General features: G+C 55.0%; 15 protein-coding genes. 8 read left to right on the top strand and 7 right to left on the bottom strand.

What is annotated here, in order from left to right; genetic code table 11:
- The first annotated feature begins 54 nt into the window (after window positions 1-54).
- From ACFO3I_RS08190 to ACFO3I_RS08210, 5 genes are all read left to right on the top strand, one after another.
- Window positions 55-810 carry a recombinase RecA gene (locus ACFO3I_RS08190; RefSeq protein WP_377333218.1) on the top strand — a complete coding sequence of 252 codons (756 nt, stop codon included), beginning with the start codon at window positions 55-57 and terminating at the stop codon, window positions 808-810.
- Entirely contained in the window at window positions 803-2287 is a 1485-nt protein-coding gene (locus tag ACFO3I_RS08195; protein ID WP_377333220.1) for a Y-family DNA polymerase, read from the top strand. Before ACFO3I_RS08190 ends, ACFO3I_RS08195 begins: the two co-directional genes overlap by 8 nt.
- A complete protein-coding gene (locus tag ACFO3I_RS08200; protein ID WP_377333222.1) occupies window positions 2287-5370 on the top strand; it encodes an error-prone DNA polymerase in 3084 nt (1027 codons plus the stop codon). The genes ACFO3I_RS08195 and ACFO3I_RS08200 overlap by 1 nt, the downstream gene beginning before the upstream one ends.
- On the top strand, window positions 5370-5528 hold the full coding sequence (locus ACFO3I_RS08205) for a hypothetical protein (protein WP_377333223.1): 159 nt from the start codon (window positions 5370-5372) through the stop codon (window positions 5526-5528). Before ACFO3I_RS08200 ends, ACFO3I_RS08205 begins: the two co-directional genes overlap by 1 nt.
- Before the next feature lie 96 nt (window positions 5529-5624).
- A complete protein-coding gene (locus tag ACFO3I_RS08210) occupies window positions 5625-6416 on the top strand; it encodes a potassium channel family protein (protein WP_377333224.1) in 792 nt (263 codons plus the stop codon).
- A gap of 6 nt (window positions 6417-6422) precedes the next feature.
- On the opposite strand, the gene ACFO3I_RS08215 is transcribed toward ACFO3I_RS08210, so the two are convergent.
- The 3 genes from ACFO3I_RS08215 to ACFO3I_RS08225 form a co-directional block, all read right to left on the bottom strand.
- Window positions 6423-6986: an HAD family hydrolase gene (locus tag ACFO3I_RS08215; RefSeq protein WP_377333225.1), complete on the bottom strand. Its 564-nt coding sequence runs from the start codon at window positions 6984-6986 to the stop codon at window positions 6423-6425.
- Between the two features lie 19 nt (window positions 6987-7005).
- The gene (locus tag ACFO3I_RS08220; RefSeq protein WP_377333226.1) at window positions 7006-8484 is read right to left on the bottom strand and encodes a high affinity choline transporter 1; all 1479 of its coding nucleotides are present in this window, start codon (window positions 8482-8484) and stop codon (window positions 7006-7008) included.
- A gap of 90 nt (window positions 8485-8574) precedes the next feature.
- Window positions 8575-9495 (bottom strand): LysR family transcriptional regulator, encoded by a 921-nt coding sequence (locus tag ACFO3I_RS08225; protein ID WP_377333228.1) that lies wholly within the window; start codon window positions 9493-9495, stop codon window positions 8575-8577.
- A gap of 158 nt (window positions 9496-9653) precedes the next feature.
- On the opposite strand from ACFO3I_RS08225, the gene ACFO3I_RS08230 reads away from it, so the two are divergent.
- A complete protein-coding gene (locus ACFO3I_RS08230; protein ID WP_377333230.1) occupies window positions 9654-10103 on the top strand; it encodes a DoxX family protein in 450 nt (149 codons plus the stop codon).
- Between the two features lie 90 nt (window positions 10104-10193).
- Complete coding sequence (locus ACFO3I_RS08235; RefSeq protein WP_377333232.1) at window positions 10194-10886, top strand: pirin family protein; 693 nt, start codon at window positions 10194-10196, stop codon at window positions 10884-10886.
- A gap of 10 nt (window positions 10887-10896) precedes the next feature.
- Here the strand turns inward: ACFO3I_RS08235 and ACFO3I_RS08240 are convergent, their stop codons facing one another.
- Both ACFO3I_RS08240 and ACFO3I_RS08245 read right to left on the bottom strand, forming a co-directional pair.
- Window positions 10897-11748: an alpha/beta hydrolase gene (locus ACFO3I_RS08240; RefSeq protein ID WP_377333234.1), complete on the bottom strand. Its 852-nt coding sequence runs from the start codon at window positions 11746-11748 to the stop codon at window positions 10897-10899.
- Window positions 11749-13506, bottom strand: a complete 1758-nt coding sequence (locus tag ACFO3I_RS08245) for a methyl-accepting chemotaxis protein (RefSeq protein WP_377333235.1) — start codon at window positions 13504-13506, stop codon at window positions 11749-11751.
- 277 nt (window positions 13507-13783) lie between these two features.
- Here ACFO3I_RS08245 and ACFO3I_RS08250 point away from each other — a divergent pair, with 277 nt between their 5' ends.
- The gene (locus ACFO3I_RS08250; RefSeq protein ID WP_377333459.1) at window positions 13784-14545 is read left to right on the top strand and encodes a DMT family transporter; all 762 of its coding nucleotides are present in this window, start codon (window positions 13784-13786) and stop codon (window positions 14543-14545) included.
- On the opposite strand, the gene ACFO3I_RS08255 is transcribed toward ACFO3I_RS08250, so the two are convergent.
- Window positions 14536-14937, bottom strand: a complete 402-nt coding sequence (locus ACFO3I_RS08255) for a hypothetical protein (RefSeq protein WP_377333237.1) — start codon at window positions 14935-14937, stop codon at window positions 14536-14538. The genes ACFO3I_RS08250 and ACFO3I_RS08255 overlap by 10 nt on opposite strands.
- A complete protein-coding gene (locus ACFO3I_RS08260; protein ID WP_377333239.1) occupies window positions 14934-15542 on the bottom strand; it encodes a DUF2799 domain-containing protein in 609 nt (202 codons plus the stop codon). The genes ACFO3I_RS08255 and ACFO3I_RS08260 overlap by 4 nt, the downstream gene beginning before the upstream one ends.
- Window positions 15543-15565 lie beyond the last annotated feature (23 nt).

Consider the following 15565-nt stretch of genomic DNA (forward strand, 5'->3'; position numbering starts at 1 on the left):
GATCTAAATCAGATCTTTTATACTGTGTTTATATACAGTATATTTTACCCTGCTATGCACCCTTTATTACAGCAACTACAGAACAAGCAATGGCTCTGGCAAGGTGGTCAGACTCAGGCCCCCTTTGGGCAACTCTGTGCATCTGGCTGGCCACAACTGGATCAATGGTTAGGCGGCGGCTGGCCGCAACAAGGTATGCTGTCGCTGCACAGCGCCACTGGGGTGGGCGAATTACAGTTACTTGGCCGGCTGCTCGACAGCGGCAACCGCTTGCTTGCTTTTATCAATCCTCCGGCACAGCTTGGCGCTGAAGCCTGGCAGGGCCAACCGCTGTCACAGCTCTGGCAGCTGCAGGCGCGTAAAAGCGCCGATGCGCTCTGGGCTGCCGAGCAGTGTCTGCTCAGCGGCAGCTGTCACACCGTGTTGCTGTGGCAAAATCAGTTGGAATTACGTCAGCACAAACGCTTGCAACTGGCCGCCCAACAAGGCCAGAGCCTGCTGCTATTGCTGCAGCACCAGGCGACAACCCCGTTGGCGCTGCCCTGGGATTTAAGCCTGCAGCTACAACCACAAGCCGACGCGTTGCAACTACAGATGCTCAGGCGTAAAGGCTTTGCCCGGCCAGATCCCTTTAAGCTGAGCTGGTCTGCCCTCTTTCCGCAGTTTTTCCCGGCCAGCCCCTTTGCCCAACAGCAGCCAGAGACAGAACAAAGCCCGCACAAACCGCAGGGCGGCGCGAAGGCGCCATCCAGAAAACGCTCACGCCAGAGAATACGGCTCAACCTTTTGTGGCCCGCCGATCATGCCTGAGCTCTGGTGTTACCTGCATTTCCCTAACCTGTTGCTGGATTCCTTACTGCAGCAGCCATCGTCTGCGCTGGACCCGGCTTTGCCTTGTGCTTTGGTAGACACCGAACACCGGCTGCTGCAGCTGAATGCACGGGCACGTCAGGCAGGCTTAACTCCAGGCTCAGGCCTGGCCAGTGCGGCCGCTTTGTGTCACGAGTTACAGCTGCAGCCTTATGACCATGCCGCAGAGACCACGCTGCTGCAGCAACTGGCGCTTTGTTTGTATCAGCACTGTGCTGATCTTGCACCGGACCCGCCGCAAGGGCTCTGGCTCAGACCCGGCCCTATGCTGCAGTTGTATCAGGGTTTTTCCCCCTGGTGGCAACAGCTGCAGCAAAGCGTAGCGCCCATTGCAGCGTCACTGAACTTTGCCACAGCACAAAGCGCTGCCGCCGCCCGTTTGCTGGCCCGGCAGGGCTATAACCAATGCACAGCCGAACCTGAACAGAGCTGGCCAGCACTGCGCCAGTTGCCGCTCAGTGTGGCCGGGCTGCCGGATCAACTGGCCGAATCACTGCGACGATTGGGGCTGAAACAACTGGGCCAACTGCTGGATTTACCCAGAGCTGAACTCAGCCGACGTTTTGGCCCGACTTTGCTGCATTACCTGCAACAACTGCAGGGCGAGCAGCCGCTGGCATTAACGCCACTGCGGCCTCAAAGCCATTTTTCCGCCACACTGGAGCTTTGGTATGAAATCAGTGACAGCCCGTTATTACTGGCACCAGCCAACCGTTTATTACGGCAATTGCAGCAGTACCTGATTGAACGCGATTTGCTGGCGTACCAGCTGCAACTGGTGCTGACAGACCGGGAAAAACAGCAACAACAGCTGTCGTTCAGTTCAGTGGCTGGCGAGCAACAAAGCAGTGCCTGGCAACAATTGCTGGGGCTGAAACTGGACAGCCTGAAACTCAAGGCCCCGGTGATCAGTCTGGAGTTAAGCCTGCTGCACGCCGGGCCACGTTATGCTGATCAGAAAAGCTTGTTTGCAGAGCACAGTGCCCGCTACAGCCCAGCCGCCCTGCTGTCGTTATTACGGGCCAGGCTCGGCGAGCATGCAGTGCAGCAACCGGTGCTGGCCAATCATTTAGTGCCAGAGCAAGCCAATCAACTGGCTCCGGTGCAGCAATCCATTCCGGGCAAAGGCTCTGGTGCAGGCCAATCTCTGAGCGCAGCTCAAACCCCAAACGCTGCGCTGGCCACGGCGCTCCTGCCCTCTGGCTGGCGGCCGCGCTTACTACACAGCACAGCCCAACCGCTACAAAGCGCCCCCAGAGCGCTGATCGGCCCACAGCGACTCAGCTGCAACTGGTGGCAACCACAAAGCGTGCACCGCGACTATTATGTGGCACAGCTGGCCAGTGGTCAGTGGGCCTGGCTGTATCAGGATTTACGCCAGCCCGGCTGCTGGTACCAACAAGGCTGGTTTTGCTGATGGACCAGTTGCCTTACGCCGAACTGTGCTGCCAAAGCCATTTTTCTTTTTTACAGGCGGCATCCAGCCCGGTGGAGCTGGTGGATCAGGCCGTCGCTTTAGGCTATCAGGCGCTGGCCATTACCGACGAATGTTCGGTCGCCGGTATAGTTCGGGCTTATCGGAGGATCCGGGATAAAAACTACCGGCTAAAGCTGATCACCGGCAGCCTGATGCAATGGCCGGACGGCTTGCGTCTGGTGTTGCTGTGCCCCGACCAGGCCGCTTACCGCGAGTTGTGCCGGCTGATCAGTGCAGCCCGTCGGCGTAGCGAAAAAGGCCAGTACCAGCTGGCGTTATGGGATTTTCAGCGTTTACAGCATTGCCTGCTGCTCTGGTTACCCAGCGGTGATCCAGAGCAGGATCAGCAGTGGGCTCAGTTGCTGTGTCAGTACCATCCGGGCAGGGTCTGGCTTGGTGCCAGCCGTTATCTGACCGCCGCCGATCAATTTTATTTACCTTACTGCCAGCAGTTGGCAGCGCAGTTTGAACTGCCCTGCTGCGCCGTCGGCACTGTGTTGATGCACCAGAGCAACCGATTACCCCTGCAGCAGGTTCTGAATGCGATCCGGCTGCATCAAAGCCTGAGCCAAAGCGAACGCCAGCTGCAGGTGAATGCCGAACGCAGCATGCGGCCTTTGCACCGGCTGGCACAGTTGTTTCCGGCCGAGCTGCTGCAACAAAGTGTCAAACTGGCACAACGCTGCAATTTTGATTTGGGCAGCATCCGTTACCAGTATCCCAGTGAACTGGTACCGGCACAGCAGGATCCAGACAGCTATTTACGCCAGTTGGTGGAGCAAGGGGCCGCCTGGCGTTTCCCGGACGGCGTACCGCCGGATGTGCAGGCGCTGATCGACAAAGAACTGCAACTGATTGCAGAGCTGAAGTACCCCTATTATTTTCTGACTATTTACGATTTGGTCTGTTTTGCCCGCGAGCAACAGATCCTGTTTCAGGGCCGTGGTTCAGCCGCCAACTCGGTGGTCTGTTATTGCCTCGGCATCACCAGTGTCGACCCCACCCAAATTCAGCTGTTGTTTGAACGCTTTCTGTCGAAAGAGCGCGACGAACCGCCCGACATCGACGTGGATTTTGAGCACGAACGCCGTGAGGAAGTGATCCAGTACATTTATCGCAAATACGGCCGTGAACGGGCCGCTTTGGCGGCCACCGTTATTTGTTACCGTTTTAAAAGCGCCTTTCGCGATGTAGCCAAAGCGCTCGGCCTGATGGAGGCTCAGGTGGAGTTTTTTCTGAAGAACCTGCACCGGCGTGACCGTCACCAGCCCTGGACAGCTCAGCTGGCGCAATTGGGGCTGGACCCGCAATCCCGGCTGGCCAGCTTGCTGGTGGAGTTAACCCAGCAACTGGTGGGCACCCCTCGGCATTTGTCCCAGCATGTCGGTGGTTTTGTGATCACCGCAGGGCCCTTGTATGAGCTGGTGCCGGTCGAAAACGCCGCCATGGCAGAACGCACCGTGATCCAGTGGGATAAGGACGATCTGGAAAGCATGAAACTGATGAAAGTGGACGTGTTGGCACTGGGGATGCTGACCGCCATTCGCAAAGCCTTTGATTTGGTGCGCCAGCACCAGCAACAGGAGTTGTCATTGGCTGGCATTACCCGGCTGGGTGACGACAAGGCGGTGTATCAGCGCATTCAGGCCGCCGACACTGTGGGAATATTTCAGATTGAATCACGCGCTCAAATGTCGATGCTGCCCCGCCTGCGGCCACACTGCTTTTATGACCTGGTGATCCAGATTGCGATAGTCCGGCCTGGCCCTATTCAGGGCGATATGGTGCATCCTTACCTGAAACGCCGTGATGGCGAAGAGGCCGTCGACTACCCGTCCGCCGACGTAGAAAGCGTGTTAAGCCGCACCCTGGGCGTGCCGATTTTTCAGGAGCAGGTAATTAAAATTGCCATGGTGGCGGCCGGTTTTACCGGCGGCGAAGCCGACCAGCTGCGCCGGGCTATGGCCAGCTGGAAAAAAACCGGCGAGCTGCTGCAGTTTAAGCACAAGCTGATTGATGGCATGTTAAGCCGCGGCTACCCACAGCAGTTTGCCGAACGGATTTACCAGCAAATTTGTGGTTTTGGCGAATACGGTTTCCCGGAATCGCATTCCGCCAGCTTTGCTGTGCTAGCCTATGCTTCGGCCTGGCTGAAACATTACCATCCAGCGGCCTTTTACACCGCACTGCTGAACAGCCAGCCGATGGGCTTTTATGCGCCCAGCCAGTTGGTGCAGGATGCCAGGCGCCATGGTTTGGAGACTCTGCCGGTTTGCATTAATCATTCAGACTGGGACCATCAGATGGTGCAGTCGCAGGGGCAATGGGCAATCCGGCTCGGGTTACGGCTGGTCAAAGGGCTGAGCCGGCAAGCGGCGCTGCAACTGGAACACCACAGGCCAACAACAGGCTTTCAGAGTCTGGCTGATCTGCAGCGATTGCAACTCAGCAGCGGCGACCTGACCGCGCTGGCCAGTGCCAATGCCTTGCAACAACTCAGTGGCAGCCGCTTTGCCAGCCGCTGGCAGTTGCTGGATAACGAAAACCGCCTGCCGCTGCTGCAAAACCAACACTACCAAACCCAAACCGAACTGCCACTAGCCGAACCTTTGCTGGAAGTGCTGGAGGATTACCAGAGCACAGGCCTGACGCTGCGCCAGCACCCGGTCTTGTTATTGCGTCAGCAACAGCTGCTGGGCCCTTTTACCCTGGCCTCTGAACTTGGCGGCTTGCCGCATAAAAGCCTGGTGACCGTGATCGGCCTGGTCAGCTCCAGACAAATGCCGGGCACCGCCAGTGGGGTCACTTTTATCACGCTGGAAGATGGCACAGGCAACATTAATCTGCTGGTCTGGTCGGCCACAGCTTCGGCACAGCGCCAGCCTTACCTGAAAGCCAAACTGCTGAAAGTGCAGGGTATACTGGAGAAACAAGGTGAGGTGATTCACCTGATCGCCGGCAAGCTGACCGACCTGACGGCCCTGCTCGGTCCGATCCGTAGCTACTCCAGGGAGTTTCATTAATGAGCCGAAGCAGCAAAGCAGCCAAACCTTACCGGGTGAAAAAAACCGGCATCAAAGACGAAAACATCGACCGGCAAATTTTGGTACTGCACAGGGCGATGGCGGAAAAATTGCTGCGCCAGCCACAGCTGCTGCCGCAGGTGCTGACAGGTTTGTAAATCAGTCGGTCTATTGGGTATGCTGGTTCAAACGCCGTACCTCTGCGGTACCATGGACCCGGCAGCCAGCCCCTTACTGCCAGCGGAGTTTGTTTGATGTCACATCCCCCATCGTTACGCCACCGCCTGGCCAAACAGCTGGACCCGCAACTTTATCCACATCAGGGCTTGTCATTACTGAACCTGTTGATCGCCTGGGTGATCCTGCTGGGTATTGTGCTGGCGATACTGCAAACCGAGCCGACCATACGCCAGGGACATGAAGGCTGGTTCCGCTTGACTGAACTGCTGTTGGCGTCAGTGTTTTTGCTGGAATATCTGGCACGGGCCTGGACCTGTGTTGAAAACGATGCCTATACCCAGCGCTGGCGTTACCTGTTGTCGTTTTTCGCGCTGGCCGATCTGGTGGCCATAGTGGTGGCCTTTTCGGTCTACTTAGGCAACGGTGGTGTTCTGCTCAGACTGCTGCTGTTGATCCGTATTTTACGGTTGGCCCGGCTCGGGCGCTTTTCAACAGCGCTGGACTGCATTGCCCAGGCCATTCGCAGCCGGGCTTATGAGCTGCTGATCAGCGCGATTTTTGCATTACTGATTCTACTGACCTCCTCCACCCTGCTGTTTCTGGTGGAAGGCGATTTACAGCCCGATGCCTTTGGCTCCATTCCACGAGCCGCCTGGTGGGCTGTCGCCACCCTGACCACAGTGGGTTATGGCGATGTGTACCCTGTCACCGTGTTGGGCCGGGTGTTGGCTGGCCTGACCGCTATCAGTGGGATCTGTATTATCGCCATTCCAACCGGCATTCTGGCATCCGCATTCAGTGACGCCTTGCAGGAAGCCAAACAGCGTCAGCACAGTCTGCCCAAACGCACCGACCTGCCGCATTAACCGGCTTTAGCGGACAGGCAACAGCTGCAGTAACTGCAGCAGGTCGTCCACCACAAAGTCGGCCTGATCTGCAAAGCGACCGTTGTCGCCATAACGGAATAAACAGCTGCGGGCACCAGCGTTGGCCGCGGTTTGTAAATCAAACAGGTAATCACCGACATAGAGCAGTTGCGACACCGGCAGCTGCAAACGGTCAGCAATTTGCCACAAACCATGCGGCTGAGGTTTGGCCGGTGCGTCTTCACGGGTCAGCACCAGCTCAATCGGGATCTGCAATTGCTGGCAACAGAGCGCTGTGGCGCGCCGCATATTGCGGGTCAAAATAGCGCGCGGAAACTGCAGTTCAGCCAGCTGTTGCAGCAGTTGCTCAGCACCTGGCATCCAGCCGGCTTGTTGCGCCCCTTCCAGTTCAAAGTCTTCGATAATGCGGCTGGCACGCTGGCGTTCAGTGTCGGATGGCAGGCTGTGCAGATGTTCCAGAATAGCGGTGCCCTGAGGCCAGCCTAAACGTTGGCACAACAGCGAGAAATCCAGCCTGGAGTCGACCAGGGTACCATCCAGGTCGAACACCAGCGCTGCAATTTTTGGCTCAGGAATGGCTCTGCTCCTCAGACAAATGAGCCATCTCGCCGCGATGCAGTTTGTCATGCACCTGATGGTCATGCATCAGGTACTGTGGCATCAAGGACCCAAGCAACATACCAACCAAACTGGCGACTAAACCAGCCAGATGAGCAGGCACCAGCGGGTCGTCGCCGCCCAGCCAGATAATGGCCTGCCAGGTCGCTACACCAAAAGCAATCGACAGCAAAGCGCCCTGATTGGTGGCTTTACGCCAGTACACACCAAAAGCCAGCGGAATAAAGGCCGCCACCAGGGTGATCTGATAGGCATTTTCCACCATGCCAAAAATGGTCGATTCACTGTTCAGCGCATAAGCCAGGGTGCAGAAACCAAATACCAGAGTGACCAGCTGCATCAGGCGCAGCAGTTGTTTATCGGTCAGGGTCGGCAACATCGGCTTTAAGATATTTTCGGCAAAAGACACAGACGGAGCCAACAGGGTGGCCGAGGCACAACCTTTAATGGCCGACAGCAAGGCGCCGAAGAACACCACCTGAGCAATCAGCGGCATATGCTGCATCACCAGGCTTGGCAGGATCAGCTGGGTGTCCGACGCCATCATTTCTTTCACCATATCCGGCGCAATCAGTGTAGCGGCATAACCAATAAAGAGTGGGATCATCGCAAACAGCAGATACAGCACACCACCAGTGATGGAGCCCCAAACCGCAATCTTTTCTGATTTAGCCGACTGCACACGCTGAAACACGTCCTGCTGCGGAATCGACCCCAACATCAGGGTGATAGCAGCGGCAATAAAAGCCAGCACCTCTTTTAAATCCGCTTCAGGCCAGAAGCCGAGCTTACCGGCGGCGGCGGCATGGTCCACCACCACAGCCACACCACCAACCATCTCAGAGACTTCACCGCCAATGTAAATCAGGCCCAGTACAATCACCACCATCTGCACCAGATCGGTAATAGCCACGGCCCACATGCCACCAAACAGGGTGTAAATCAGGATGCTGGCAAAACCAATGCACATACCGGCGGTCTGGCTGATAGCGCCGTCCGACACCACATGAAACACCAGCCCCAGCGCCATCAACTGGGCACCGACCCAGCCAAGGTAGGACATCACAATGGCCAGCGTGGTCATCACCTCGACAGGACGACCATAACGCCTTTTATAAAAGTCGCCGATGGTCAGCAGCTTCATGCGGTACAAGGGGGCCGCAAAAAAGATACCGACGAAAATCAGACAAAGCGCTGCGCCAAAAGGATCCGCCACTATCGAGCCCAGATTGCCATCAATAAAGGTGGCCGGGATCCCCAGCACGGCTTCACTGCCAAACCAGGTGGCAAATACTGTGGCGGTCACCATATAAAATGGCAAATGCCGCCCGGCCACCGCGAAATCGCTGGTGTTTTTCACCCGCAGAGCCGCCCACAACCCTAAAGCGACTGAAAATACCCAGTACGCAATCACCAGACTCAATAACATAACAGGCCTTATTCCTTATTTTTTTGCGCTACTCTAGCGAACACTTATGCACAAATACAGCGGATTTATGCGGCTTGAGCTGAGTTTTTTTCAAGCGCCTTGAGTGCCCCAGACCGAAGGCCAGGGGTACTGGCTGAATTGCTGGCAAAACCATTGCAGCGCCTCGCCTTGTGCCTGCTTTTGCCAGGCCAGATACAAAGGCGCATTATCGCGTGGAATGCTGGTTTTTTTGGCAATCAGTTCACCACGGGCAAGCTCCGCCTGGATCAAATGTTTAGGTAGAAAACCCACCCCCAGCCCCTGCACCTGAGCGGCAATTTTGGCCGCCATGCTGTCAACCCGCAGTACCCGCCTGGTGGCAAACAAACCTGAGCTGCGTTTCGGTGCATCCAGCGCCGAATCCGCCACCACAATGGCGGTTTGCTGAGCCACATCTTCCAGGTCAATCTGCCGGTTCAGTTCGGCCAGTTCATGCAAAGGCGACAAGGCAAACACGAATTCGGCTTCGCCAATGGGCACTAGCTCATAACGGCCTTTGGGCATTTCGGCAGACACACCAATGGCCAGCTGGGCCTGGCCGGTTTCCAGCGCTTCCCAGCTACCGCCCAGCACTTCCTCACGAATGCTGACTTCGGTCATTTTGCCCAGCGCCATAAATTGCTGCACCAACGCAAGCACTGGCGCATAAGGCACAATACTGTCTTTGGCCAGCACCAATTGTGTTTCCCAACCGGTATCCACCTGCTTGATGGCATCCTGCAAACGGCTGGCAGCCTGCAACAATTCCCTACCCTGCTCCAGCAACAATTGCCCTGCGGGTGTCAGTTGGGCTTTTTGTTTGCTGCGGTCAAACAACTGCACGTCTAAGTCTGCTTCCAGCTTGGCAATGGTGTAACTCAAAGCCGAAGGCACTTTGTATAAATGCTCTGCCGCTGCAGCAAAGCTGCCTTTGCGTGCAATGGCGTCCATAGCTCGCAGCGCATCCAGCGTCAGAATGGGGTGATTGGCCATGCGACTTCCTTATTCAAATTTTTTGAACACTGAGGTGATTTTATTCCGCTTTTCGTCAGAGGTAAAGCCAACTAAAGTACATACATCCAAGCACGACAGGCAGTAAATAAACGGCGTTTGGACCAAACCAAAGGTCAATTAATTTAAGGTGAGTGAAAATGAACAAAGCAACTTTACAACAAATTTTTTCCAGCAATGCAGGTTTTGGCGCTCTGGCGTTACGGGTTCCGGTTGGTGTGATCTTCGCCGCCCACGGTGCGCAAAAACTGTTCGGCTGGTTTGGTGGTTACGGCCTGGAAGGCACAGGTGGCTGGATGGACAGCATTGGCTTAAGCCCAGGCATCCTGATGGCGTTCCTGGCTGGTGCCGCAGAGTTCTTCGGTGGCCTGGCACTGATCCTGGGTCTGCTGACCCGTCCGGCAGCCGCAGCACTGACGGTTGCCATGCTGGTAGCCATCTTCTCGGTGCATATCCAGAACGGCTTGTTTATGAGCAATAACGGTTACGAATTTGGCCTAGCCCTGCTGGCGGCTTCGGTTTCGCTGCTGCTGAGCGGTGCAGGCAAAGCCTCTGTCGACAACCTGATTGCCAGCAAGTTAAACCAGTAAGACCTCCAAGCGCGGCCCTGCGGGGCCGCCATTACGAACCCAATTCAATTGAACACTGAGTGGCCCTGTGCGGTCCAAGGAGACAGTCCCATGTTAGTATTCAGAGCATCCAAAGACCGTGGCGCGGCCAGTTTCGGCTGGTTAAACAGCAAACATACCTTTTCATTTGGCCGTTATTACGACCCGACCCAAATGGGCTTCTCGGCACTGCGGGTGATTAATGACGACGAAGTGGCACCAGCTGCAGGTTTTGATACCCATGGTCACCAGGACATGGAAATCATCAGTTATGTGCTGCAAGGAGAAATTGCGCACAAAGACTCGGCAGGCAATATCAAAACGCTGCCAGCCGGTGAATTTCAGTTGATGAGCGCAGGCAAAGGTATTTATCACAGCGAATTTAACGCCAGTGACAGCAATAACCTGAAGTTTCTGCAGATTTGGATCCAGCCTAATCAGTTTGGCGGCGCCCCGGGTTATCAGCAAAAAGCCTTTGAGCGTCAAAACGGCCTGAACCTGATCATTTCTCCAGATGGCCGGGATGGCAGTTTACAGATGAAACAAAATGCCTTTTTGCATCAGTTAATCCTGCCGCAAGGCGAACAGCTGGCATTACCGGTGCAAGCCGACCGTCGCTACTACCTGCATCTGATCACTGGTTCACTGCAGTTAGGTGAGCAGCGTCTGCAACCGGGTGACGGTATTAAAGTGGCTCAGTTAAGCAGCCTGAGTGCAGAAGCCCTGGAAGGTCCGGTGGAAGCTTTGTGGTTTGACCTGCCTTAACGACCGATCATCAGGGCAGCACCTTGCCCTGATACAACCACAACACGGCGCGGCTGAATTCAGCCGCCCATGCCGCTTCATTATGATCGGCCCCTTCAACCAATCGGTACTGTGCCTGCTGCGCCGTCATCCCTTTAGCCACGAGCTTGTGCACCAAACGCTCAATGTCAGGCACCATGCTGCCGCCTTCCTGCAAGCCCATATAGAAATACAATCGCTGCCCGGGCAATGGCAGCTGCTGGCTGAACTGCTGCACATTAGCCCCAACCGCCCAATAAGACGGTGAAAACAGCCCGTAGCGGCCAAACACCTGCGGGTACTTCAGTAACGCATAATGGCTGATCAGTCCGCCCATCGAGCTGCCCATTATCCCTGTATTGGCGGCATCGGCTTTGGTCCGGTAATGCTGGTCAATATAAGGTTTCACCACAGTGACCAGAAACTGCAGGTACTGATCGCCCTGCGCCTGACCAATAGGCGGCCCTGAATAAGGCAATAACTCCTGATTACGAAATTCACCGCCATTGTCGATGCCGACGACAATCAGCTTCAGCCCTTGCTGCGCCAGTTGATTCAGACTTTCATCCACCCGCCATTCGCCAGCATAGGAAGTGCTGGCATCAAACAAATTTTGTGCATCGTGCATATAAAGCACAGGGTAAGAATCGTTGGAGCTCTGGTAATCCGGCGGTAAATACAGCCGCAGGATGCGGCTTCGCTGCAAACCCGGCATCTGAAATGCCGGTTCCAACACTGTAACATTGGCGGCTGCGGTGGATCCTTTTGCCAGCACACCCGGTGACGCAAGCATCAGCAGCATGACTGCCAGGCTGGCGCTTTTTAACTTTGTACGACTTTGCATTTAGCTACTGCTACCACTGTTAAGCTGAAAAAGCGTTTTGGATAAGTCGCTGAGCAGCGACTGGTTTTTACTCACCACCCCGTTGATTTCGCTGGCCGAAGCGCTGGCTTTACTGGCCAGGGTGCGCACTTCATCCGCCACCACAGAAAAACCACGACCGGCCTCACCAGCCCGTGCCGCTTCAATGGCAGCATTCAGCGCCAATAAGTTGGTCTGGTCGGCAATGCTGTTAATGGTGGACACCATCACATTAATACTTTGGCCTGAGCTGATCAGTTCCCTCATAACCCGGTCGCTGGTTTGCACCACCGTCAGCCGCTCTGAGATATCCGGGCCAAACATGATAATTTTCTGTAACTTACCATAAGGGTCGAAGACGGCACAAAAGGTGGCGGCCAGGCCAATCTGTCTTCGCCCCACCACCAGATGCACCTCTGTACTGATACTTTTTCCGCAAGTCACCTGCTGCTGCAAATCTGCCGATAAGAAGGTTTTCCAGTCGGCCAGCGCTGAATTCAACTCCTCTTTGCCTAGCTGCAATTTCTTCTCGGCATAGCAATTAATGTTGAGTAAGCGGCCCAGCTCATCCCATTCCACCATCAGATTGGACTGACTAATCGCATCAAAACGGGTTTGCGCTTCTAATGCTGCAGTTTTGACTTTACTGATATCGGCCAGAATGGCGATATAGCCTTGCAACTCACCGGCGTCCGAATGCACCGGATTGCTGGTCACCGAGATCCACAGCGAACTGCCGTCTTTGCGGTAGATTTCAATTTCATCATAAAAAGCTCTGGGCACGCTGAGCTCGTGCTCAATACGTTCGGTGGTGGCTTTGTCGGTTTTACTGCCAACCAAAAAATCACGCGGATTGTGACCAAGGATCTCTTGCTGGCTATAACCTGTCATCGCGCAGAAACCTTTATTCACATACTGAATTTTGCGGTCAGCACCAGAAATCGTCACCGCATTATCGGTTTCGTTGGCCACCATCGACAGCAGCCTGAATTCCTGCTTCTGCGCCACCTGGGCGGTCATATCATTGGCAAATTTGACAATCTTCAACACCCGGCCATTCGGGTCTTTAATCGGATTATAGGTCGCGTGGATCCAGACCGGCTGGCCGGACTTGGTCAGCCGTTTGTATTCTGCCGTCTGGTACTGGCCTTTTTTCAACGCTTGCCAGAACTGGGCATACGCACTGCTGGCGCTTTCCTGCGATTCGACAAAAATCCGGTGATGTTTACCCACCACTTCATCCAATTGGTAACCCATCAGATTGAGAAAATTTGCGTTGGCAAATTGAATAATGCCGTCCAGGTTAAACTCGATCACAGCCTGAGCCCGATGAATAGCGTCAAGCTGCGACGCTATATTGGCACGGGCCAGCACTTGCGCTGTCACATCGGTGGCAAACTTGATAATACGCACCACTTTGCCGCCACTTTTAATCGGCGTATAGGACGCCTGGATCCAGACTTCCCGCCCGGTTTTGGTCAGCCGCTTGAATTCAGCGGTTTGTGATTGGCCAGCGCGTAAACTGGCCCAGAAACTCTGGTAGCTGCTGCTGGCGGCTTCGGTGGGTTCGACAAAAATCCGGTGATGTTTGCCTTTCACCTCTGAGGCTGCGTAGCCCATCAGATCCAGGAAATTTTGATTGGCTTCCAGAATAGTGCCGTCTAACTCAAACTGAATCACCGCCTGAGTCTGATTGATCGCGTCGATCACATCATCTGAACTGGTACGAAAACCGAACATCGCAATACCTCGCAAGTTGTCCCTGTAAACAGGCTAGCCAAGGTTTGATATGACGCAAGAGCAAATGACTGATTTAAAAAATTAATTTGCCCTGAGGGTGGCAGATTGAAAATAGTCTGGCCACTTTGTACAGTACGCTTTTTTCCGGTGACATTTTATGTGGTTAGCCCGAATTCAGTACCCCTTGCTGGCGCTTAGCTCTGCCGCCCTGATGGCCAGCATTGGCCCGATAGCCCGGCTTAGCCAGGTGGATGCTGCCAGCCTGACCTTCTAAAGGCTGGCCTTTGGTGCAGTCGCCATCGGCTTATTTTTACTGGGCAGCCGCCAGACACAGTTAGTCCGCCAAACCCCGCACTGGACTGTGATGCTCAATGGCGTGTTACTGGCCAGCTTTATTTTGTGTTTCCTGCAGGCCATTCAGACTTTATCCCTGACGCTGGCCATTATGCTGGTGTATCTGGCTCCGGCTTGCGCTGCGCTGATAGCGCATTTCTGGTTTAAGGAACGGCTGACTGTATTTTCACTGGCGATGATCCTGCTGGCCTTTTTCGGTTTTGTGCTGTTACAGGACTTGAGTTCAAGCCAATCCGGCCAGTTTTCAGCAGGCTTTGGCTATGCGCTGGGTTCATTGCTAACCTATTGCGCTTTTCTATTACTGAATAAAAAAGTGCCCGCCTCGGAACACCGCTTAAACAGTACCTTTTACCAGTTGCTGGTGGGGGCCTGCTGTGCCTTGCCCTTTATGTTGCAACAGAATGCGCCAAGTGCAGCACAATGGCCCTGGCTGATTGCGGCTGGCTTATTTCCCGGAGCCCTGGCGCTTTGGTGCGCGGTGCAGGCGCTGACTCATTTGCCGGCGCGGGTCTATGGCACCCTGGCCTATGCCGAACCTTTGGTGGTGGTCCTTTGTGCCTGGTGGTTGTTTAGCGAGCCCTTGTCGCTGCGCCAGGCCTTGGGGGTTAGTCTGATTATTCTGGCAGGTATTGCTCAGACCGCCGGTGCAGGCACTGCTGCTAAGCGCCCGGTCGTTCAGGCTTGAGGTACATCCAGTATCAGCCGGTTTCTCAATTCGATTTTAACGCCCGCGCTTGGAAAGGCGGCGTTATACAGCCGCAGTTGTACCCGCATCGCCGGTACCAGCCGCACCGGTTTGGGTAATTTATACAGGTTGGTACAAGGTAAGCTCAGCAGTAAATCCTGCTGCACCAGCAATTCGAGTTTGCAGTTTACCCCAGCCGGCACCTGGCCGGTGGCGCCAAACGCCACAATATCGGCACTTTGTTTCGGCCATTTGGCGTCATAGGGGATCACCACATCAGCACCGGCAATCAGCGTTTTCTCGACGTTCCAGACCAGATCCCGCGGTGCCGCTGCTGCCACAGCAGGCAGTAACATCAGTAAGCAAAATACGCTGGTCCGGCCCGCCCTCATAACCCCTCCAACTTTTGCATCAGGCTAAAATTCAGTTCGGCCTGCTGCAAATCACGCTGCAACTGACCTTGTGAACGCTGCAGTTGGCCCAGTTGTTTACGCAAGGATTTGTTTTCTGACGTCAGTTCTTGTTTGCGCTCCACATCCTTAGTAGCAGCTAATGCATCGGTATTGCTGTCGATGCGTTGTTCCAGCTCTTTAATGGTGTCGTTATTCTGCTCAAACACCTGTTGCAGGTTTTCCAGTGCTACCTTGGCGCCATACCATTGACGGCCACGTTCATACCCCAGCCTGAATTCAGTTTCCAGCGCACCGCTGCACAGCGGATTGAAACTTTTGCCTTGCTGTCCCCACAACACGCCATTGTCGTACTGACAAAATTCTATCGCACCGGCCGCATGGCCTTGCTGATAGGCCTGAAAATCTGAACTCAGCCCATGTTTGGCACATTCCTGCTGATAGCTACGAAACTTGCTGGCTTCAATGCCCTGCTGCGCATCGGTTTTTCCGATGGCAAACCAGTCGCCTAACTGACATTCCTGTTGACTGATACTGCTGCAGGCCACAAGGCTCAATACCGGCAGTAGCAGTAGCAAATGTTTCATGCACGCCCCTTCATTTTTCCATC

It is taken from the genome of Rheinheimera marina, assembly GCF_042654345.1.
Taxonomy (GTDB): Bacteria; Pseudomonadota; Gammaproteobacteria; order Enterobacterales; family Alteromonadaceae; genus Pararheinheimera; species Pararheinheimera marina.